Annotated in this window: 23 protein-coding genes and 1 pseudogene; 7 read left to right on the plus strand and 17 right to left on the minus strand. The window is 44.7% G+C overall.

Annotated features, from left to right (window positions below; all coding sequences use genetic code 11):
* Positions 1 to 189: 189 nt before the first annotated feature.
* The 4 genes from MHH76_RS13505 to MHH76_RS13520 all read right to left on the minus strand — a co-directional run bounded on the left by MHH76_RS13505 (position 190) and on the right by MHH76_RS13520 (position 5,357).
* Positions 190 to 2,313: a penicillin-binding protein 2 gene (locus tag MHH76_RS13505; RefSeq protein ID WP_268441592.1), complete on the minus strand. Its 2,124-nt coding sequence runs from the start codon at positions 2,311 to 2,313 to the stop codon at positions 190 to 192.
* Between the two features lie 101 nt (positions 2,314 to 2,414).
* Positions 2,415 to 3,701, minus strand: coding sequence for an MFS transporter (locus MHH76_RS13510; RefSeq protein ID WP_023855214.1), 1,287 nt, complete (start codon positions 3,699 to 3,701; stop codon positions 2,415 to 2,417).
* 382 nt (positions 3,702 to 4,083) lie between these two features.
* Positions 4,084 to 4,692, minus strand: coding sequence for a superoxide dismutase SodA (sodA, locus tag MHH76_RS13515; protein ID WP_023855215.1), 609 nt, complete (start codon positions 4,690 to 4,692; stop codon positions 4,084 to 4,086).
* Between the two features lie 182 nt (positions 4,693 to 4,874).
* Positions 4,875 to 5,357 carry a DUF456 domain-containing protein gene (locus tag MHH76_RS13520; protein WP_023855216.1) on the minus strand — a complete coding sequence of 161 codons (483 nt, stop codon included), beginning with the start codon at positions 5,355 to 5,357 and terminating at the stop codon, positions 4,875 to 4,877.
* Positions 5,358 to 5,515: 158 nt separating this feature from the next.
* On the opposite strand from MHH76_RS13520, the gene MHH76_RS13525 reads away from it, so the two are divergent.
* The 3 genes from MHH76_RS13525 (at position 5,516) to ispG (ending at position 7,889) form a co-directional block, all read left to right on the plus strand.
* Positions 5,516 to 6,274, plus strand: a complete 759-nt coding sequence (locus MHH76_RS13525) for a DUF1189 domain-containing protein (RefSeq protein ID WP_023855217.1) — start codon at positions 5,516 to 5,518, stop codon at positions 6,272 to 6,274.
* A gap of 84 nt (positions 6,275 to 6,358) precedes the next feature.
* Positions 6,359 to 6,664: a LysM domain-containing protein gene (locus MHH76_RS13530; protein WP_023855218.1), complete on the plus strand. Its 306-nt coding sequence runs from the start codon at positions 6,359 to 6,361 to the stop codon at positions 6,662 to 6,664.
* A gap of 106 nt (positions 6,665 to 6,770) precedes the next feature.
* On the plus strand, positions 6,771 to 7,889 hold the full coding sequence (gene ispG, locus MHH76_RS13535) for a flavodoxin-dependent (E)-4-hydroxy-3-methylbut-2-enyl-diphosphate synthase (RefSeq protein ID WP_085959519.1): 1,119 nt from the start codon (positions 6,771 to 6,773) through the stop codon (positions 7,887 to 7,889).
* A gap of 37 nt (positions 7,890 to 7,926) precedes the next feature.
* On the opposite strand, the gene MHH76_RS13540 is transcribed toward ispG, so the two are convergent.
* Positions 7,927 to 8,298 carry a DUF4190 domain-containing protein gene (locus MHH76_RS13540; protein WP_339223342.1) on the minus strand — a complete coding sequence of 124 codons (372 nt, stop codon included), beginning with the start codon at positions 8,296 to 8,298 and terminating at the stop codon, positions 7,927 to 7,929.
* Positions 8,299 to 8,435: 137 nt separating this feature from the next.
* On the opposite strand from MHH76_RS13540, the gene MHH76_RS13545 reads away from it, so the two are divergent.
* Positions 8,436 to 9,020: a nucleotidase gene (locus MHH76_RS13545; protein WP_023855220.1), complete on the plus strand. Its 585-nt coding sequence runs from the start codon at positions 8,436 to 8,438 to the stop codon at positions 9,018 to 9,020.
* A 70-nt stretch (positions 9,021 to 9,090) separates the two neighbouring features.
* On the opposite strand, the gene MHH76_RS13550 is transcribed toward MHH76_RS13545, so the two are convergent.
* The 4 genes from MHH76_RS13550 to MHH76_RS13565 all read right to left on the minus strand — a co-directional run bounded on the left by MHH76_RS13550 (position 9,091) and on the right by MHH76_RS13565 (position 12,164).
* Positions 9,091 to 9,522 carry a Fur family transcriptional regulator gene (locus MHH76_RS13550; protein WP_023855221.1) on the minus strand — a complete coding sequence of 144 codons (432 nt, stop codon included), beginning with the start codon at positions 9,520 to 9,522 and terminating at the stop codon, positions 9,091 to 9,093.
* Positions 9,500 to 10,360 (minus strand): metal ABC transporter permease, encoded by an 861-nt coding sequence (locus tag MHH76_RS13555; protein ID WP_023855222.1) that lies wholly within the window; start codon positions 10,358 to 10,360, stop codon positions 9,500 to 9,502. The genes MHH76_RS13550 and MHH76_RS13555 overlap by 23 nt, the downstream gene beginning before the upstream one ends.
* Entirely contained in the window at positions 10,360 to 11,136 is a 777-nt protein-coding gene (locus MHH76_RS13560; protein WP_023855223.1) for an ABC transporter ATP-binding protein, read from the minus strand. Before MHH76_RS13560 ends, MHH76_RS13555 begins: the two co-directional genes overlap by 1 nt.
* A gap of 143 nt (positions 11,137 to 11,279) precedes the next feature.
* Positions 11,280 to 12,164, minus strand: coding sequence for a YitT family protein (locus MHH76_RS13565; RefSeq protein ID WP_023855225.1), 885 nt, complete (start codon positions 12,162 to 12,164; stop codon positions 11,280 to 11,282).
* A gap of 126 nt (positions 12,165 to 12,290) precedes the next feature.
* On the opposite strand from MHH76_RS13565, the gene MHH76_RS13570 reads away from it, so the two are divergent.
* Positions 12,291 to 12,545 (plus strand): DUF2624 domain-containing protein, encoded by a 255-nt coding sequence (locus MHH76_RS13570; protein ID WP_023855226.1) that lies wholly within the window; start codon positions 12,291 to 12,293, stop codon positions 12,543 to 12,545.
* Between the two features lie 29 nt (positions 12,546 to 12,574).
* On the opposite strand, the gene MHH76_RS13575 is transcribed toward MHH76_RS13570, so the two are convergent.
* Together MHH76_RS13575 and MHH76_RS13580 are read right to left on the minus strand one after the other, a co-directional pair.
* The gene (locus MHH76_RS13575; protein WP_020452220.1) at positions 12,575 to 13,468 is read right to left on the minus strand and encodes a deoxyribonuclease IV; all 894 of its coding nucleotides are present in this window, start codon (positions 13,466 to 13,468) and stop codon (positions 12,575 to 12,577) included.
* 11 nt (positions 13,469 to 13,479) lie between these two features.
* Positions 13,480 to 14,799: a DEAD/DEAH box helicase gene (locus MHH76_RS13580; protein WP_020452221.1), complete on the minus strand. Its 1,320-nt coding sequence runs from the start codon at positions 14,797 to 14,799 to the stop codon at positions 13,480 to 13,482.
* Positions 14,800 to 15,054: 255 nt separating this feature from the next.
* On the opposite strand from MHH76_RS13580, the gene vrrA reads away from it, so the two are divergent.
* Complete coding sequence (gene vrrA / locus MHH76_RS13585) at positions 15,055 to 15,705, plus strand: VrrA/YqfQ family protein (RefSeq protein ID WP_023855227.1); 651 nt, start codon at positions 15,055 to 15,057, stop codon at positions 15,703 to 15,705.
* A gap of 120 nt (positions 15,706 to 15,825) precedes the next feature.
* The gene (locus tag MHH76_RS13590) at positions 15,826 to 16,770 is read left to right on the plus strand and encodes a 4-hydroxy-3-methylbut-2-enyl diphosphate reductase (protein ID WP_023855228.1); all 945 of its coding nucleotides are present in this window, start codon (positions 15,826 to 15,828) and stop codon (positions 16,768 to 16,770) included.
* A 26-nt stretch (positions 16,771 to 16,796) separates the two neighbouring features.
* On the opposite strand, the gene MHH76_RS13595 is transcribed toward MHH76_RS13590, so the two are convergent.
* From MHH76_RS13595 to MHH76_RS13620, 6 genes and pseudogenes are all read right to left on the minus strand, one after another.
* Complete coding sequence (locus MHH76_RS13595; RefSeq protein ID WP_059231291.1) at positions 16,797 to 17,918, minus strand: Nif3-like dinuclear metal center hexameric protein; 1,122 nt, start codon at positions 17,916 to 17,918, stop codon at positions 16,797 to 16,799.
* The gene (locus tag MHH76_RS13600) at positions 17,915 to 18,562 is read right to left on the minus strand and encodes a tRNA (adenine(22)-N(1))-methyltransferase TrmK (protein WP_025804967.1); all 648 of its coding nucleotides are present in this window, start codon (positions 18,560 to 18,562) and stop codon (positions 17,915 to 17,917) included. Before MHH76_RS13600 ends, MHH76_RS13595 begins: the two co-directional genes overlap by 4 nt.
* Positions 18,563 to 18,717: 155 nt before the next feature.
* Positions 18,718 to 19,442: pseudogene (locus MHH76_RS13605) on the minus strand (endonuclease V).
* A 213-nt stretch (positions 19,443 to 19,655) separates the two neighbouring features.
* Positions 19,656 to 19,880 carry a hypothetical protein gene (locus tag MHH76_RS13610; protein WP_003183583.1) on the minus strand — a complete coding sequence of 75 codons (225 nt, stop codon included), beginning with the start codon at positions 19,878 to 19,880 and terminating at the stop codon, positions 19,656 to 19,658.
* Positions 19,881 to 20,102: 222 nt separating this feature from the next.
* Positions 20,103 to 20,762: a hypothetical protein gene (locus tag MHH76_RS13615; protein WP_339223348.1), complete on the minus strand. Its 660-nt coding sequence runs from the start codon at positions 20,760 to 20,762 to the stop codon at positions 20,103 to 20,105.
* Between the two features lie 133 nt (positions 20,763 to 20,895).
* Positions 20,896 to 21,405, minus strand: a complete 510-nt coding sequence (locus MHH76_RS13620) for an Imm6 family immunity protein (protein ID WP_020452229.1) — start codon at positions 21,403 to 21,405, stop codon at positions 20,896 to 20,898.
* Positions 21,406 to 21,415: the final 10 nt, after the last annotated feature.

Here is a 21,415-nt window from a genome sequence, read left to right on the forward strand (position 1 = left end):
TTAATCCTCCCGCGTAAATGTGTAATTTGTCCTACGGGTATAGCGTAACTTTTCAGTATTAATCTTGTTTAAATGAATTATTAAGGTTTTGTAAATTAAGCTTGAACTTTGTATAGAATGCGCACGAAAAGAACGGGCGCACAAAAAAACACCTGCATGGTTCAATGCAGGTGTTTTAATGAAAAAGTCCTATTCTGTAGCTTCTTTTTCGATTTTGTCTTTATTTTTTTCGACAGTATTTTCTTTTGATTGTTTTGATTTCAGTTCAAAATACTTATCAAGCACTTTTCGGCCGATTTCGTTTGTGATCGAATATCTCTGGCCATAGTCATTATAAACCCAAGGAACGACGACGGAAATAGCGACTTCCGGATTATCGTAAGGTGCGTAGGCAACAAGCGTTGTATTGTATGTCGATGTTCCCGTTTTCGATTTGTCCGGTCCGTCATAGAAAGACTGGGCCGTTCCTGTTTTTCCTGCTGGTTTATATGAAGCAGAAGCAAACTGACCCGCTGCCGTACCTTTTGTCATTACGCGCCTGAATCCGTTTTGGACTTCTTTAATATATTGATCGCTCATGTCTAATTTGTTCAATACTTCAGGCTGCACGGACTGTGTAACGGCCCCGATTCCTTTTTTCGAATCAGGCTCCCTGATCTCTTTCACGAGCTGCGGCTTCATGCGGTACCCGCCATTGGCGATCGTTGATACATACTGAGCCAGCTGCAGCGGTGTGTATGTGTCATACTGTCCGATGGAATAGTCAAGCAAGAAACCAGGCAGTCTTTGAGATCCTTTGTAGCCTGTTGCTTCATTTGGCAGATCGATTCCGGTTTTGACGCCGAGGCCGAACTGGCTGAAATAATACCTGAATGTATCAAATGCTTTTGTTTGAAGATTGAGAGGCTGGTGCGCCTTATATTGACCTTTACCAAGGGCGATCGCTGTTTTAAACATGAACACGTTTGAAGATTGTTCAAGCGCTCCCTGGATACCCAGTGTTCCCAAGCCCACTCTCCATGACTTTTTCGGATTCGGCGAGTCACCGATCCAAAGCGGTTCATCAAGAAAAGTCGTATTTAAATTAATGGCTCCAGTCTGCAAACCTGTTAAAACAGTGGCCCCTTTGACAGCCGAGCCCATCGCGTAAGAAGACGTCATCGCGCCGAGGGCATAGTCGTCAACCTTTAATTTGCCGCTTTCGTTTTTAAGCTGCTTGCCGGCAATCGATAACACTTCCCCGTTTCGCGGGTCCATCATGACGACGAATGCGCGGTCGAGAAGCGGAGCGCTATGCTGGGCTTTGGCGGACTTCAGTTCATCCTCGATAATTTTTTCAATCTCTTTTTGCATATCAACATCGATCGTCAAGACTAAATCTTTTCCGCTTTTCCCCTCTGAAATGACTTCCGTATCGACGATGTCCCCTGATTTGTCGGTAATATTTTTCACTTTCTCTTTCTGTCCCTGAAGCACATTTTCATATTCGGCTTCAAGGTAGCTTTTTCCAACCCGGTCATTCCGGTTGTAGCCGAGCGACAAATAATGATCAAGCAGACTTTTCGGAAGCCCTTCATTTGAATCAGATATGCTGCCGATCATCGTTCTGAGCAGACCGTTATAAGGATAATCCCGCTTCCAATCTGACGTCACATCGACTCCAGGGAGCTCGTCCAGGTGTTCGCTGACAACCGCCATTTCTTTTGCGGTTACGTCCTTGTTTTTAATATACTGCGGAGTCAACGCGTATCCAGAATCCATCTGACGCTTGATTGCCAAGACTTTCAAATCTTGATCTGTCAGTTCTTTCAGTTTATCTTCCGTGATCCTGTCAAGCTGCAGCTGGTATAAATCGTCTTCTTTCAGCTTGCCGTCCTTAACTTTTTTCCGATCCTGATCGGTGATGAGCTTCTCGGCTTTTTTCGGCCTCGTTAAAATCCAGTAGTCCTTTTTATCGCGCTCCGTTATTTTATCTGTATCGATTTTGATCATTTCTGCAAGTTTTTTTGCTATTTTAAGCCTGTCCTTTTGAGAGGTCGATGATGTCCTTGTGTATGTAATGGCATTCATCGGTTTATTTTTCACGATCGTGTTTAAGTTCCGATCATATATTTTCCCCCGCGGAACGCTTGTCGAGACATCGACTTCTTCCTGCTTCTGCACTTCGTTCGTATAGTCTTCGCCAAAGACGATCTGCACCATGCCGAGGCGCACGACGACGATGGTGAAAATAATAAAAGCGAGCAGGAACAATATGTTCAATCTAATGGGGAGCGATTTGCGTTTTTCAGTTTTCATTTTTTTGTTCATCATTAGCATCACCTTTTTGAAATAAAGAAAAGACACCTTATGAAAAGGTGCCAAATCTATTGTAAAGTTTTTTTCGGCATTTTTCTACTATTTTCCCTTGCGGCTTACCTTTTTCCTTCTAAATAATTGGGTTCAGCTGTTTGTTTATGCGCATCTTTTCCGACCGTTTCGCGGGCGGGCTCTGTCAGACGGATATCTTTGACGAAATAGTAGATCAGCGTGTGGCCTGCCCCCAGCAAAACGAGGGAAACCGGAATGCCCAGGTCTTCTTTCAGCAGCGACACGAGCAGCAAAAAGACCAAGATCGAGACAATCCGTCCGATGTTTAAAAAAACCTCTCTGACGACAATATATTCGATCCGCGCTTTCCGGGCATACCTTGCTTTACCGATCACATCATATGTGAGCGATGAATACGGTACGAGCAAAATCGGATAGCCGATCGCAATCGCTACAGCATACAGCAGCAGCGTCACATACGTCATATGAAACAAAATCAGAAATAGAGCGCCGAACAGGATGAGACCGCCCATTAAAATCGCCTTTTTGCGCGCTCCTTTTTTAATAAGCCGCGTTGCGAAATAGTATGCAAAAAAAGAAACAGCTGAATTAATCAAGCCGAACTTCCCCAATGCCAACTCGCTCTTTGTCGTAATAAAGACAAAGACATTGATTAAAAAAACGAAAATCCCTTCTCTCAGCCCCTGAAAAAAATGAGCATTTGTAATGCTGCGCCAATTCGGGTCTGAATTTCGTTCCGCCCAGATTTTCTTCAAAATGTAGCGGCCGCGCGATTCACGCCTCTTTAAAAAAAAGCTCGTGATGACAGCCACTGAAAATAAAGCCAAAGACAGGCTGAAAATCACCGTGTACCCCGTGTTGTCAGCAAGCCGTGAAATAACATAGCCGGCGACAATCGGACCGATCATTCCCGCGCCGGAATTTAAAATGCCGAGAAACCCGTTAAAAAAATCTCTCGTGTCCGGCTCAGTGATTTCAAATGTCAGGACATTAAACGCAAGCCAATAAAATCCGTAGCCAATTCCGAGCACACTGCCGAGCAGCACAAGCCGTGATCCCGCATTCTCCCCCGCCAACAGCACGGTTAAATAAAATACAGCCAAAAACGAAACGCCAAACCTGAGTATAAACACCCTGTCGATTTTTTTAGCAAGGCGGCCTGCAAACATAAAGATGATAGGCTGCATCACGACGATCGACAAATTGTAAATGGCCAAATCGACAAACTGTCCGGACTGCTTCCACAGATATACATTCACAAACGTATTGGAAAGGGCAATGCTAAGAGAATAAAGGCCGCCGACTGCAAGCAGCAGCAGGAGGTCCCTGTTTACTTCAACATCGCCTATTATGTTTTTGATTCTGCTCATAACTGACTCCCCTTTACTGATCATCATTAGTCTGTCTCATCAAAAGTCAGTTATGTACTTCTGAGCAAAAGAAACGAAAAACAAACAGACCGGCTTTTTGCCGGTCCTTCAACAGCCGCTCCGCTTCGCGAACAACATAAAAAGGCCCGCTTTTCGCGGGCCTCTCAGCGTGTCGACAAACCCTCGCATTCGTTGTCAGGCCTGCGCGTCGGTACTCACGAATCCAACATTCGCTCCGCTCCGATGCTCGGCCTTCCTAGACTGCAAGGGTTTTCAATCACGCTGAAAAGGGATGATAAAATCCCAAAACAAAAAGTCGTTTTGGAATTTTATCAACAATCTGAAAGGCCCGCTTTTCGCGGGCCTCTTTTCTCAAACTGGATTATTTTGCTTCGCTGTAAAGGCGGGCAACTTCATCCCAGTTCACGACGTTCCAGAATGCTTTAATGTAATCTGGACGGCGGTTTTGGTAATTCAGGTAGTATGCGTGCTCCCATACGTCAAGACCTAAGACAGGGGTCTTGCCTTCTGAAAGAGGAGAATCTTGGTTTGGCGTGCTTGTGATTTCAAGCTCTCCGTTATTGACAACAAGCCATGCCCAGCCGGAGCCGAAACGGCCAGCTGCTGCAGCGGCAAAGTCTTCTTTGAATTGATCGAAGCTGCCGAATTTGCTGTTGATCGCTTCTGCCAATTCACCAGTCGGAGCGCCTCCTCCGTTTGGAGAAAGAAGTTTCCAGAACAATGAGTGGTTGGCATGTCCACCGCCATTGTTGCGGACAGCTGTGCGGATGTTTTCCGGTACAGCATCAAGGTTTGCAACAAGCTCTTCAACAGATTTGCTTTCAAGATCCTGTTTGCCTGCCACCGCTTCGTTCAATTTTGTAACATATGTGTTATGGTGCTTCGTATGGTGAATATTCATCGTCTCTTTGTCGATGTGAGGTTCTAACGCATCGTAAGCATAAGGTAATTCTGGAAGTTTGTAAGCCATATCAATTCCTCCTTAATTTGTATGTATTGAAATGCCGCCTTTAGCAAGCCTTTCCTCTTTCAATGTATCAAAAGAAAAGGCTTGTTTCAATGGAAATGCTCACAAAATGATCACAGTTGCATTTCAAGCGCTCACTAAACTTTATCCTTTTCCCCTTCTTTTTAAACATGGACGGGAAAATTTTAGAGCACGGTATATAAAAAGTAGCCGATCATTATCAGCTGAATCACACTTTTCGCAAAAACGCCTGAAATAAATCCGATCAATGAACCGATCCCGATTCTGGCCGCTGTTTTCATATCCTTCTGATGGACAATCATCTCACCCGCCAAGGCCCCGACAAACGGCCCCAAAATAATGCCCGCCACAGGTATCACAAAAGGTCCGATCAAAAGGCCGATTGTGCTGCCCCATATCGCCGCCCTGCTGCCGCCGAAGCGCTTAATACCGAGGAGATTTGCAATATAGTCAGCAGCAAACAATACGGCTGTAAAAATGCCTTCAATGATCCAAAACAGGTAGGAGTAATGCCCGAATGTAAATAAAAAACCGTATAGTACAAAGCCGGCTACGATGAAAACGACGCTCGGAATGATGGGATAAACAAGGCCGATGAACGCAATGACGAACATCGCCGCAATGATGATCCAATATAAAACATCCATCCGAATCTCCTCCAATCGATTGTGATGCTTCATATTATACCCATTTTTCCAAAAGGAAACTTCCAGAACCCCTGTTGATCGATAAGTTTTCTTGTATTCGTCCTTTTGTGACGATACAATAATGCAGATACATTATAGAAATAGGAAGTGAAAAACGAATGAATTTATTTCAGCGATTTTTTAAAAGTACATATTCCCCTCACGCGATTGGCAAAATGCGTTTCCAAGGCATAGGGAAAACGATTTTATACGTATTTTTGCTCAGCATCATCGCCGCTCTCCCGAACCTTTACCATATCAGCAGCGGAGTGGTGAATACAATGAACAGCTTTCAGTCAGCTGTAAAAGAATTCCCCGCTTTCTCCATAAAAGACGGCTCACTGCAAACAGATGCAAAGAAAGCGATTGAATCACAGTCATTCGGATTTGTCATCGTTTTTGATCCGAGCGGCTCTTATAAAACAAAACAGATCGAAGACAAACGGAATTCCGTCGGCATTCTGAAAGATAAGTTCGTCATCGCCATTGACGGCCAAGTTCAGGAAATGCCGTACACCATGCTTCCCGAAGACATGTCCAAGGACGATATCCTTTCTTTAGTTGATCAAAATAAATCGGTGATTGTTCCCGTCTTATGCGTTCTGCTGTTTTTGGCGACGGCAGCCGGAAAATTCATTGATGTCTCGGTTCTTGCCGTCATCGGGCTGATTATACGCAATGGACAGAAGAAAATGCTCTCCTATAAGCACCTTTGGGTGATGTCTGCTTATTCGATCACGCTCGCGACCGTGTTTTTTGCAATTATGGACGCGCTGGAGGCGGTGGTTCCAAGTCAGTTCCTCCTGAACTGGTTTGTGAACTTTATCATCCTGTTTCTCGCCATTAAAGAGACGCCGTCTTCTAAAGCAGCAAAGTAAAACGGGCAGGAGCAAATTTATTGTCATGTTGAAAGAGGGACAAGCGTAACATAATAAAAAATGCATGAAATGGGGACAAATCAGATGAAACGTGTGATTGTGCTGTTTTCGATTTTGCTCGCCCTGTTCATTGTTTATTATGACTTGAAATCAGGCACCATCCCTCAAAACGCCTTGCCGGCTTCAACCATCGCAGCAGAAGCTCCGGCTGCAAGCCTGCAATATAAGACCGTTACCGTCAAACCCGGACAGACCGTATTTTCAATCATCGGGAACAGCGCCGTTCCGGCCGACAAAATAGCCGAAGATTTTGAAGCGCTGAATCCGAATGTGAAGGCGAGCCGCATTCAAGCAGGCATCACCTACAAGTTTCCCGTTTATCCTGAATAAGCGTTAATTTCTTGTCAGTTTCATGAACGGGCTGTTACAATAAGACTTGTAAACGATTTGGTATAAGAAAAGGAGCAACCGCCTCCGAATTATACTTAAGGAGCGAATTCAAGTGAGTGAAATCACACATCGTACAAAAACGCGTCCCGTTAAAGTGGGACCTTTAACAATAGGCGGCAATAACGAAGTCGTCATTCAAAGCATGACAACAACAAAAACACATGACGTTGAAGCAACCGTCGCCGAAATCAACAGACTCGCGGAAGCGGGATGTCAAATCGTCCGTGTCGCCTGTCCTGATGAACGGGCTGCAGACGCGATTCCTGAGATCAAAAAGCGGATATCCATCCCTCTTGTCGTGGATATTCATTTCAACTATAAATTGGCTTTAAAAGCGATCGAAGGCGGAGCCGATAAAATCCGCATCAATCCGGGAAACATCGGCCGCCGCGAAAAGGTTGAAGCGGTGGTCAATGCAGCGAAGGAAAAGGGCATTCCAATCCGGATCGGTGTCAATGCAGGCTCTCTGGAAAAACGAATCCTTGAGAAATACGGCTATCCGACAGCAGACGGCATGGTCGAAAGTGCACTGCACCACATTAAAATTCTTGAAGATCTCGATTTCCACGATATCATCGTCAGCATGAAGGCGTCTGATGTCAATCTGGCGATTGAAGCGTACGAAAAAGCGGCAAAAGCATTCGATTATCCGCTTCATTTAGGCATCACCGAATCGGGTACGCTGTTTGCCGGTACGGTGAAAAGCGCCGCCGGTCTCGGCGCGATCCTTTCAAAAGGAATCGGCAATACATTGCGGATTTCTTTAAGCGCGGACCCGGTCGAAGAAGTAAAAGTCGCCAGGGAGCTCCTGAAATCTTTCGGGCTCGCTTCCAATGCAGCGACATTGATTTCCTGCCCGACTTGCGGCCGGATCGAAATCGATTTGATCAGCATCGCCAATGAAGTCGAAGATTATATCGCTAAAATCAAGGCGCCGATCAAAGTTGCCGTTCTCGGCTGTGCCGTCAACGGTCCCGGAGAAGCGCGCGAAGCCGATATCGGGATTGCCGGCGCACGCGGCGAAGGCCTCCTGTTCCGCAAAGGCGAAATCGTCCGGAAAGTGCCTGAGGAAACGATGGTCGAGGAATTGAAAAAAGAAATCGACAAGCTCGCCGAAGAGCATTATGCCAAACAAGCGGCCGAAAAAGAAAAATTAAACACATAATCAAAAAGCTTGACGGATATCCGTCAAGCTTTTTCCGTTAGAAAAACGGGGTGATGAATATGCCAAGCACCAAGGAAACTGCACCGATACCCATTGCCCATGCTCCTAAGCCAGCTGCTCCTTGTCTTCTGGCTATATAACCGACAATGATCCCTGCAATTCCTAACAGCACTGGAAGCATAAACAAGGAAATAATCGAAAGCGCAAGCGCGATATACCCGGTTACGCGTCCGCCGGCAGCATCGGCATCGTTACGCGCGTCACCGTTGTCCCTGTTATCCGTACGATAAGTCGGGGCAACTTCTGCTGCTGTTTCTTCTAAAAAGTCATCATTATCTAAAGTCGCATCGACTAGGTCAGTATCATAACCGGCCCGGTTACGACCGCGAACATTTTGATCTCTTTCCATTCGATATCCCCCCTCTTTAATCCATAAAGGAGCATTTATAGTTTAAGCATTTTAGCTCGATTCATGTTTGCTAAACTTTACTGTAAATGTTAAAAGATTATGATACACTGGAGGAATGGATGATAAGGAGTGTGGACATGTTACATTTAGGAATCGATATTGATGGAACGATCACTGCCCAGGATACTTTTGTTCCCTATTTGAACGAGTCGTTCAGCCTCTCCATTACATTGGAAGATATTAAGGAATATGACTTAACAAAGCTGCTGAATATATCCCAGGAAGATTTTTGGAAATGGATGAACGAAAACGAGCCCCGCATCTATCAGGAAGCATTGCTGGCTCAATATGCCAAACAGACGCTGGATGAGCTGAAAAAGCAGCATAAGCTGATATACATTACGGCAAGAAGACACCATCTGGAGGATATCACCTTTGATTGGTTCGAGAAACGCGACATTCATTATGACCATATAGAACTTGTCGGCGGTCACGATAAACTGGAAGCCGTCTTCAGGCATAAGATCGATGTTTTCTTTGAGGACCACCACGGGAATGCAACCATGATTGCAAAAGAAGCAGGCATTCCGGTTCTGTTGTTTAATACGCCGTATAATCAGCTTCCGATCGATTCAAACATCGTCAGAGTCGACAGCTGGCTTGAAGCCGCCCAATGGCTGAAAAAGAACGAGAAAATGATTAAAGGCGCAAAAAGCATGTAAGATAAAGTCTCTTACATGCTTTTTGCGTTAAAAAGGCATATGGCTTTTTAACGCCATATGCCGCTTTTCTTTACTGCGCTTCTGCGCTTTTTTCTTCGCATCGCGGGCACGTTCCGTAAATTTCAAACTTGTGGCCGCTGATCTGGTAGCCGTCAAGATCGTCTGTCAGCTTTTCCATCGGGCATAGCTCGATTTCCTTCGTTTTGCCGCACATCATGCAAATAAAATGATGGTGGTGATGAGCAGAAGAACATTTAAAGCGAAACAGCTTTTCACCGGAAAGCTCAGTCGTTTCCAAAATGCCGAGTTCTTCAAACAGCGACAAATTCCTGTAGATCGTATCAAAGCTTAACCCCGGATAATCATCGTTTAAAGCGGAAAGGACGTTTTTCGCCGTTAAATATTTATCAGAATCACTAAACAGCTGAAGCATATCCTCCCGTTTGCTTGTATATTTATATCCTTTTTCCTTCAGTAAATCAAGCGCTTCCTGTACGTTCACGGCGAATCCTCCTTTTGATTTTATTATAACTGATGCACAGTATCAGGATAAAGATCGACAGCATCACGATCGTTCCCCCCGGCGCAAGATCGAGATGATAAGCAAGCACCAGGCCGACGATGACGGAAAGTTCACCGAATAGAATCGATAAGAAGATCGCCTGCTTAAACCCCTTGGCAATGCGCATGCTCGCAGCGACAGGGAGCGTCATCAGCGCTGAAACGAGAAGCGTACCGACGATTCTCATTGAGGCGGCAATAACAAGCGCAACGATCAAAATAAATATAAAATGAATCCACTTTGCGGAAATCCCCGAAGCTTTAGCATGCTCTTCATCAAACGACAGAAGAAACAGCTCTTTAAAAAGGGAAAACACCACAATCAAAACGGCCGCGGAAATTCCGACGATCACCAGCATGTCTTCCCGCGAAACAGCGCTGACGCTGCCGAATAGATAGCTGAACAGATCCGTATTAAATCCGTCCGCAAGCGAAATAAAAATAACGGAAATCCCGATTCCCCCCGACATGATAATCGGGATCGCCAGCTCCTGATAATGTTTATAAACCGTTCTCAGCCTCTCGATAATCAAAGATCCGGCAACGGAAAACGCCATTCCGAAATAGATCGGGCTGACGCCGGCGAGCACTGCAAACTGTTTGCCTGCATACAGGCTCGCTGCTATGCCGGCTAAAGAGACGTGGCTGAGCGCATCTGCGATCAGCGACAGGCGCCTGACAACGATGAATACACCGAGCAAGGGCGCGATGAGGCCGATTAATATTCCTGAAATAAAAGCGTTTTGCAAAAACTCATAATGAAAAAAAGGTGTCAGCATTATTCGTGTCCTCCATGATGATGGTGATTGTGGCTGATGGCTTGAACATCATGCCCGTAAAATTGAGACAAGTCTTGATCTGTCATGGACTCAAACTCTTCTGTATTGCCGTGAAAATGAAGATGTTTATTCATGCAGGCAACGTGTGTGACTTTATCGGAAACCGTGCCGACATCATGGGTGACAAGAATGAGTGTAATGCCTTTTTCACGATTCAACTTCTCCAGCAGCTTGTAAAACCCTTCAACTGTTTTTTGATCGACTCCAACCGTCGGCTCGTCAAGAATGAGCAGCTTCGGTTCGCTCACAAGCGCTCTCGCGATGAAAGTTCTTTGCTGCTGTCCCCCCGAAAGCTCGCCGATGTTCCTGTCTTTCAGGGACGTGATGCCGACGGCTTCGATCGCTTCATCCACCTTTTGCTTATCGGCTTTGGACATGCGTCTGAATAAGCCGAGCTTCGCTGTTAAACCGCTTGCCACCACTTCATATACGGAAGCGGGAAAACCGGTGTTAAAGCTGTTTGCTTTTTGGGATACAAAGCCGATTTTGCTCCAGTCCTTAAATTTTCTGAGAGGGACGCCGAACAAATTAAGTTCGCCTGTCTGCGGCTTAATCAGCCCCAGAATGCATTTCAGCAATGTCGTCTTTCCCGATCCGTTTGGACCGACCAAGCCGAGAAAAGTCCCTTCTTCAATGTTTAAATTGATATCTTCTATCACATTTCGATGATCATAGGAATATGATACATGCTTCATTTCAATAATAGGTTGTTTCAATACGTTCACCTTCAACTTCTCCAGAATCATTACGATTTATCGCACAAAAAGAAAATGGCAGCCGAAAAGCAGCAAGCCATTTTCACGATTGACCAGTTCATCTTTAAATTATACATATAAACTAAAAAAAAGTAAATGAAAGCCTAATGGATGGCATTTTTGAACTTTCCTCCACGCGTTTCGTGCGTGTCCATAATCGTTATAAAAGCATTGTGATCAATATTGAAAACAATCGATTTCAGCTTTGTCACTTCAAGCCTGGTCACAACGGCATAAATCACCTCTGTATCCTCATCGGAATAGCCGCCTTTCCCTTTGAGCTTTGTCGTTCCCCTGCCGAGGCGATGCAGCAGCGCATCGGAAATCTCCTCGTATTGATCTGAAACGATGATGACCGCTTTCGTCTCATCAAGCCCTTGAATAACGGCGTCGATCGTCTTCATCGCAATATAGTACGTCATAACCGAAAACATAGCCTGCTCAAGGCCGAATACAAAGCTTGCCCACGTAAAAATAAAGACATTGACGAACATGACAAATTCGCCGACTGAAAATGGCAGCTTTTTCGTAAGCAAAATGCCGAGTATCTCAGTTCCATCCATAGAACCGCCGTTACGAATAACAAGCCCTACGCCGAATCCGAGCAGAAGACCGCCGAATACGGCTGCCAGAACGGGCTGAGTCGTAACCCCTTCTACATGATGCAACAAGGTTTCAATAATTGATAAGCTGATGATTCCGATCAGGGTTGAAATTAAGAACGTTTTTCCGATGTGCTTGTAGCCTGAAAACATAAACGGAATGTTAAGAACGACAACGAGCAGTGCGAAGTTGATATACGGAGTATCTATAAAAATGTAGTCCAATATTAGTGAAATGCCGATAATGCCCCCGTCAATGATGTTGTTCGGCACTAAAAATAATTCGATGCTGGCGGCTGCACAGGCAGCCCCGACGAGAATCATGACGATCCGAAACGCCACTTTGACCGCTGATTCTTTTTTATGCTGTTTTATGGTATTTGCCATTCTGTCTCTCCTTTTTCCAAACTGGCCAAACTGTCCCTTATCATCATATCATTTAACAGACTGAAATAAAAAAATGACACATTTTTAATTTTACGCCATACATTAGTTCAGAGGGGAGGAATGGACGTGATTTTATTTCAAAAAATCGTGCTGCAGCGTTTAAATCAGGTCACGGCTGACGAGGTGCTGAAGTACGCTAAACAATACGGAATTCATGTAACAAGAAAACAGGCGCTTGAAGTGGAAAAGCTTGTGAAAGGAAAAAACATCAATATTTTTAATGAGGAAGAACGCAATAAACTGCTCAAGCAGGTGGAAGCGGTCACTTCAAAAGAAGCGGTGCAGCTCTTGAACCAGCTATTTTCTCAATACGTATCATAAAAAAAGGGGAGCTGATACGCCCCCCTTTTTTATTGCTGCTTGATTTTTTCCAGCAGCCCTTCGTCAAACTGTTTATTTTTAAGCATTTCAATTTCAAACCGGTATGGCGGCTTTTTGTTCTTTTTATCTTCTCCTACATAAGGCGTTTCAAGGATTTTCGGAATATCTTTCAGCTGATCGTGGTGGACGATGTATTGAAGCGCATCAAAACCGATTTCTCCGAATCCGATGTTTTCGTGCCGGTCCTTTCTCGCGCCTCTGACATTCTTGCTGTCATTAATATGAAGCACTTTTAAACGGTCGATTCCGACGATCTTATCGAATTCGTTTAAGACACCGTCAAAGTCGGATACGACATCGTAACCCGCGTCATGGGTATGGCATGTATCGAAGCAGACGGATAAATGTTCATTGTGTGTAACGCCGTCGATGATCTGTGCCAACTCCTCAAACGTCCGTCCGCATTCTGAACCTTTGCCGGCCATCGTTTCCAAAGCGATCTGCACATTCTGATTCGGGTCGATGACCTCGTTCAATCCTTCGATGATTTTTTGAATGCCCGCTTCTGCGCCTGCACCTACATGAGCTCCCGGGTGAAGAACGATTTGTCTGGCGCCGATCGCCGACGTCCTTTCAATTTCAGAACGCAGGAACTCGACACCGAGCTCAAATGTGGCCGGATTTGTTGTATTGCCGATATTGATAATATACGGGGCATGAACGACGATATCAGAGATGCCGTTCTCCTCCATATGGGCTCTTCCTGCTTCAATATTTAAATCCTCGATTTTTTTCCTGCGCGTGTTTTGCGGCGCTCCCGTATAGATCATAAATGTATTGGCGCCGTAGGAGCTTGCCTCCTGACTGGCCGCAAGCAGCATATGTTTTCCGCTCATTGAGACGTGTGAACCGATTTTCAACAAAACTGTTTCCCCTACTTTCCTTTTCTAAATTGCTTTCTTTTTTGCTGTCTTTTTATTTTATTGATTTCCGTCTGCATTTTCTTCTTATATCCTGGCTTGACTTTTCTCGGTTTTTTCACAAGCCGCTTGGCGGCCTCATCCGTTTCATCAGGCGTTCTTTTTCGGTTCTGCCGGCGCTTGCGGTCATCGATCTTTTTCCACTCGCCTTTTTCAATCCTCATGTTTTCAAACACGATTCCCATCTGTTCAAGCTTCACAAGTGCATCTTCGTCAGATGTATCATAAAACGTCATCGCTGTTCCGGATGTTCCGGCGCGCGCTGTACGGCCGACGCGGTGAACGTAAAAATCAAGATCGTCTGGCAGTTCATAGTTAATGACATGGCTGATGCCTTTAATATCGATTCCCCTTGCAGCCAAATCAGTGGCTATGATATAGGTGAATTCCAGATCGCCGATTTGCTTCATCACTTTTTTTCGTTCCCGCGGCGTAAGCCCTCCGTGAAGAAGTCCGACTTTCATCCCTTTGTCCAACAGGTATGCGGCGATTTCGTCAGCCGTTGTTTTTGTATTGGCAAAAACAATCGCCAAATACGGATTTAAATGGGTCATAACCTCGAGCAGCAGCTCATTTTTATCCCTGTGTCTGGAAGGTATCAGCACGTGTTCGATTTTTTCGGCCGTGATGTGCTTCGGCTCAACATGCGCATACCTCGGATTGGCCATATACTTTTTCAGGAAAGGCTTTAATTTTTCTGGAATCGTTGCGGAAAATACGAGCATCTGCAAGCCTTCAGGCATATGCGACCCGATAAAATCGACATCTTCCAAAAATCCCATATCAAGCATTAAGTCCGCCTCGTCGATAACGAGCGAACCGGCTTTATGAACATCGAGCGCCTGCTCCCTGATCAGATCTGCAATCCGCCCCGGCGTACCAACCACCAGATGGGGCTGTGTTCTTAATTTGTCAATCGATTTTTGTTTATCGGTACCGCCGATGAAACATTTCGAACGAACCGCTTCATCAGGCCCTAAAAACTTGGTGATTTTCAGGACTTCCTGATGAATCTGGTTGGCGAGCTCCCTTGTCGGAGCCGTAATCACGACTTGAACGAACTCTTTTTCAAAATCGATCCTGCTTAAGAGCGGGAGCAGATAGGCATGCGTTTTTCCCGTACCTGTCTGCGACTGTCCGATCGCGCTCTCCCCTTTCAGCGCCGCAGGAATTAACCGCTTCTGAATATCAGTCGGCTCATAAAATCCCAAGTCGTGAACAGCCTCTATAATAAACGGCTTTAAATCGTACATTTCAAATTTCGTTTGTTTCATTTTCCCAACTCCTTCTTGGAAAGCCTTTATTCCGGCGCTCCAAGCTTTATCCTATATGGCTGAATTGTGCGCTTATGTATCCTTTTTTATGCCGCACTGCTTAAAAAAAGGCTGATATCATGTCCATCATTAAATTATAACTGATCCTGCGGAAAAAAACCATCACCCCCGCCCTATTCGGGCCGGCGGCAAAGGCACTTTGCCACCGTTGGTGCATACCCTATCAAGAGAAGGATTTTGAAAGGAGGTACAAGTATGTTTCAGCAACAGCCGATGAGAAATCAGCCAGGACCGCAGATGCCGCAAAGGCCCGGCAGAGCCTTGATGCCGAGACATCCGGGGATGAGAATGCAGCCCCCTCAAGCGCAGCAGCGCGGCCTGCAGCAAATGTTTCAGCCGATGGGCGCCGCCCAGGAGCAAGCAGGGGCGCGAGGAGCCGGCGGGATTCAGGGTTTGCTCTCGAAAATCCTTCCTGGATCTGCCGCGTCCGGGGGAACAGGAGCAGGCCTCGGCGGAACCGGAAGCGGCCTTGGAGGCATTCAGGGTCTTGCCAATCCGGCTACCATTTCAAACATGCTCGGCAATGTTCAAAAAGCGCTCGGTGTAGCCCAGCAAGTAACGCCGATGATTCAGCAATACGGACCTCTCGTCCGCAATCTCCCCGGCATGGTGAAAATGTTCAGACAGCTGAATTCCGATGATACTGAAGTGGAGGACAGCGAACAACAAAAAGGCGAACCGGACAACAAGACCGAAACGAGCGGCGAAAAGAAAGAAGAAATAAAAGTGTCTTCCAAAACACCCGAAAAATCCAAAGCCGAAGAAATCAGAAAAAAACGGAGCCGTTCAGCCCCTCCGTCTGCAAAAAGAAAAACCGGAGGATCAAAACCTAAACTGTATGTATAACATTCTTTGATATCTCCTGCGGGATCAGATATAATGAGGTCTATAGAGACTGCAAAAATAAGCCGTTTTTTACGGCTTTTTATCATGCCCGGCTCTTACTTCTTTATAGGAGGACTAAGAATGAACGTAATTAAAATATCGCCGCGCGGCTATTGCTACGGTGTCGTCGACGCCATGGTCATCGCAAAAAACGCGGCTCTCGATAAAAGTCTGCCGAGACCTATATATATTTTAGGAATGATCGTTCACAATAAACATGTCACCGACGCATTTGAAAAAGAGGGCATTTATACGCTTGACGGTCCGAACCGGCTTGAGATTTTGAATCAGGTCGACAAAGGAACGGTGATCTTCACCGCTCACGGCGTTTCGCCCGAAGTCCGTAAAATAGCTGAGGATAAAGGTCTTGTCGCGATTGACGCCACCTGCCCTGATGTGACAAAAACACACGATTTAATCCGAAAAATGAAAGCGGAAGGCTATCACGTCATCTACATTGGAAAAAAAGGACACCCGGAGCCTGAAGGAGCGGTCGGTGTCGCCCCGGATATCGTTCATCTTGTCGAAACCGAAGAAGACGTGGAAAGGCTGGACATTGAAGCGGAGAAACTGATTGTCACGAACCAAACGACGATGTCCCAATGGGATGTCCATGATATTATGGAAAAAGTAAAAGAAAAATATCCGGATGTTGAATTCCACCAGGAGATTTGTCTGGCCACCCAGGTGCGTCAGGAAGCGGTGTCCGAACAGGCGAAAAAAGCCGACTTGACAATCGTTGTCGGCGATCCGAAAAGCAATAACTCGAATCGCCTCGCCCAGGTCTCCGAGGAAATCGCAGGCACGAAAGCATACCGGATCGGCGATTTAAGCGAATTAAAGCTGGAATGGCTCGACGGCGTGGAAACCGTCGCTGTAACGGCCGGCGCATCGACCCCGACTCCGATTACAAAAGAAGTCATCCGCTTTTTAGAACAATTCGATCGTGAAGATCCTTCCACATGGAAGATCAGTCACGAAGTACCTCTTCAAAAAATCTTGCCTAAAGTAAAAGCAAAAACCTGAAGCATCCATCGCTTCAGGTTTTGTTTTTATAAAAATGTAAACGGGTTCGTATTTGTATCTGATGGAAAGACGGCGACATTGTATTTTTTCTTTCGGCACATCGCCGTCAGCTTTTTCGCAACCCCGTTTTTCATGATTTGTTCAGCATAATGGCCGGGGTCAACTACATTCAGCCCGATCATCATGGCGTCGTGCGCCGTATGGAAATACAGGTCTCCCGTGACATATACATCAGCGCCCATACGTTTTGCATGATGGATGTATTTGTTGCCGTCACCGCCTAATACGGCGACCTTCTTCACTTTCGCATCAGACTTGCCCACCATCCGCGCTCCGTTCGCCTCCAACTTTTCCTTCACATATCGGGCAAACGCTTCGAGTGTCATCTCTTCATTCAATTCACCGATGCGGCCCAGCCCTTTTTGAAGCGGATTCTGCTCGACCGGATAAATATCAAAGGCCACTTCTTCATACGGATGGGCCTCACTCATCGCTTTGATCACGGATTTTTCAATACCCGCCGGATAAACGGTCTCGATTCTTACCTCTTCGACCCGTTCAAGCTCGCCCCGCTTGCCGATAAACGGATCAGCTTCAGATAGCGGCTTGAAGCTGCCGACTCCTTCTGCAGAAAACGCACAGTGGCTGTAGGCGCCGATATGGCCGGCTCCAGCGTCTCCAAGAGCTGTGCGTACCTGTTCTTCATAATCTTTCGGGACATAGACGGCAAGTTTTTTCAGCGGCTCTTCATAGGTTGGAACCAGAACTTTTGTGTTCTTTAATTCCAGCGCTTCCGCTAGCATGTCGTTGACACCGCCGTCAGCGACATCGAGATTCGTATGAGCCGCATAAACCGCGATATCATGCTTGATGCACTTTTCGATCAGCCTTCCGCCGGGCTGATCTGTGATGACATGTTTCAGCGGCCTGAAAACAGGCGGATGGTGCGCAATAATTAAATCAACGTTCTTTGCGATCGCTTCATCAACCGTTTCTTCGAGAACATCAAGCGTGACCATGACATTGGCCACCGTTTTGTTCAGCGTGCCGATTTGCAGGCCGATTTTATCTCCTTCAACGGCTAAAGACTTAGGCGAGAACTGTTCAAACAATTGAATGATTTCATGCCCGTTTATCGTTTTTGTCATCTTCTAAGTACCTCCTTTAAGATCTCTATCCGTTCTGACAGCTCAAGCAATTTTTGTCGATTTTCTTCACTCGGAGGAGCCGCTTCAATTTGTCGATAGATGTTTTCCGTATGTTTCAGCTCCTGCGACCATTTTTTGATAAAAACATCATTTTGTTCTTTGACCAAAAATGGGCCGACAAGCATGCCTGCCGCAAAGGAAACCCCATCGTAAGCCGCATCCCGATCGCCCGCTTCAGCCACGAGAACCTCATAGTACTTGCCGTCTTCTTCAAGGATCTCTTCATTGATCAGTGCATAGCCTTCCTGGTAGAGCCACTCTCTAATATGGTGAGCGTGGATATTCGGCTGTAAAACCAAACGCTCCTTACCTGAGAGCTTATCCTTGCCCGTTTTTAGAATGTGAGCAATGAGCGAGCCACCCATTCCGGCAATCGTGATCACATCGGCTTCGCCCTTTTCAATCACTTCAAGCCCGTCTCCTTTCCTGACGGATATGAGCGAACTTAACTGCAGTTTCTCAACCTGCTGTTTCGCAGAAAGAAACGGACCATCTGTGATTTCTCCGGCGATCGCGGCGCTTGCCAGGCGATTCAGCACACAATAGCAAGGCAAATACGCATGATCAGACCCGATATCAGCCACAACAGCCCCTTTTGTTATGTATTCCGCCACAGTCTGCAGCCTTTTCGATAACTTCAATTCATTCACAATCATCACTACTTTTCTAGATTCATTTTACTTTTACTATCATATAAAAAATCGCTTTACTTTCCAAGCTGGAACAGCAAATCAACATTCTACTCGGTCAATTTTGGATTCTCTCTGTAATATCCACGTAAAGTATGGGTCTCAAGATCCGCGAGCCGAACCGGAATCGGCAGCCTGCTTTCTCGATTGATTAAGCTCATCGCGATGTCATAACTGCTGTCTAAATCAATCAAATGTCCGCATGATAGAAATATCGGTTTGACATCTTGCCTTGTCCGCACCGCACGTCCGTAGACTTCGCCATCAATCACAATATCTGTATAAGCGCCGAATTTATTATCAGGCATCACAAAATCAGTTTGTTTTATTTTCAAGTAAGTTTTCGCAATGCCGATCGTTGGCTTTTCGAGAAAAAACGCAGCATGTGTCGCAATCCAATATGGTTAATATGGAGATAGCCATTCCCGTCAAATAAAAAAACATCCGGTTCAATCGTCAGCTTTTTAGCTGCCTTAATAATAAGCGGCAGCTCCCTAAAAGCAAGAAACCCTGCGATATAAGGCACGGCGATTTTCCCTGCACAATGTACTTTTTCAATGACACGCTTCGTATGAAAATCCAGCACGATGATGCTGCAGACACCAAATGCTTCACCATCTTTCTCCCAATAAGCTAAATCAACCCCCGCACAGGTTTGCAGAGCGTCTTTACTGATGGGGTTTTCTAGATTGATATGTTTTTTTAGTTTTGTTTGTATCGTTAAGAAGTCATTTTCTTGGTTTAAATTAAAATCGTGTATATTGTTGATGTTCATCTTTAAAAACCAACTTTCTACATACCTTTTTTTGAACGCCTTTATCTAGATCATATCTAAATTGTTCAGTTCATTACCGGGACATCACTCCGATGCCGGACAGCAAGATGTCTTATAGAATGATCATTGTAAAAAAAGAGCCCCTTAACAAGCAAAAATTCGGGAGCTCTGTTTGTCTTTTTGTAAATCGGGTGATGTTTTAATCATTCATTATTATTCTTTATTTCTCAGCTTCATCGTCATGCTGTTTACACCTTCAAAAAGGGCGTCCCGTATGATTTCAGTGTAATTCTGGTAACTGTCGCTTTTGGCTTTAATGATATCTAAAACTTGTTTAAATTGTCCATCTACGATAATCGTAATGCCTTCGACCTTTTCACCTGTCTGATCATTCTCAAATTCCTCATTCAACATGGTTACCGTATCATTACTATTCATTAGAAACTCTCCTATCTTTTTTAAAATAAACTTTTCCCTTTATGATTTATCCAATACTTTTAATTTGTAGGAACTAGACTTGTAAAGTCCTCATAAACTCCAATCCAATGATTTTGGTATATATTCTTCATAACATGCTGGTTCTAGGTACATGGAATACAACTTTTTCTGACTAAAATCGATTAATAATGAGGGGCTGAAGTCAAACAAAGCATCGGCTGGCTATTTATATTGATGTTCGGCTGCTTTTTGAAGGGCGGCTTCTATGTGGTCCACTAATTTTTCCGGTCTTCTCGTTTCCATGTCTTCTAACGGGTTTTCCCAGTCCAAATTCTTAATTAATAGCATATAAAAAGTGCCTGAAGGCTCAATATCCACGTACCAGCCGACATCTAAAATCAAGCGGCTTTCTTTATGCTCCAACTGTAGTAATGATGACGTAAAGTTAAACCAGTCATCACTGTCCTCCTCTAACTGATCTGGATCGATATCAATTAGTTTATTATAAGAGACAGTCCATCCTTGAGGAACTCTCAGACGTAAATAATCAGGAGGGCCTTCAAAAATAAAAATGTTCCCTCCAAATGCCGCCGCTTCTATTTTCCAAATGATCCGTTCCAATTCGTCCACTAACTGCCGGCGATCTTCAACATTGATTGTGTCAATCGTTTCTCCATGATTGTCACAAATATGTATAAGATAATCATCATGGCCTTTAATGATTTTGACCGCAGCATGATATCTTTGTTTTTCTAATTCTATTAATTTGGTATTTGGTTCAACTGTTTCTTGTGTGACGGTTAAATCATGATATTTAACGAACCAGCCGCACGGTATATTTATAGGTTCTAATGATTTTATGGAATTAGACAAATCGTTCACTCTCATTTTCTATCCTAAAACTAGAAAAAGCACTTGTTTCCTTTTATTTGCAACCAAGTGCTTTATTCTTAACTTTAGGAGCAGTTAATAAACATATATTAAACTTACGATTGTTATATAAGTTTTTTCCTAATTAAAATAACTTTATAAACTCTTCTCTTTTTGTTGGGATCTCAGTGTTTGTGCTCTGATAATTTTCAATGCCTTTTCCTATTTTTTCAATCTCCTTCAATGTGATAAAACCAGTTTCCACTGCACTGTTTAAAAAGATGGTAATACTATCGTTATTAATACTCTCTAACGCTTGTGGTAAATATTTCACTTTTTCCTTTTTATAAGCTTCCCAAGAAGTATAAGCGACAGCATCAACTAATAGTGACCATAGCCTAGCAATATTTAAGTCTTCTTCTTCCTCAGCAAATTCTGAAATTCCTGTAAAGTCTGCGTTATCAATTAGCTCGTATAAGTCATCACCAGTAACAGCATGAGATTCAACCCATAACCAGCATTTGTCCAATGCTTCTCTCCCTTCAGGATACCTTTCATCGTCTTTGCTGATTACAGAAAATACTCTTTCGGCAACTGTTAAAACAAAGCCTACTTTAACTTCATTTTGTAAATTATCGATTGAAATATTATCCATGATTTCCTCC

This window comes from Bacillus sp. FSL L8-0193 (assembly GCF_037976065.1).
Taxonomy (GTDB): domain Bacteria; phylum Bacillota; class Bacilli; order Bacillales; family Bacillaceae; genus Bacillus; species Bacillus paralicheniformis.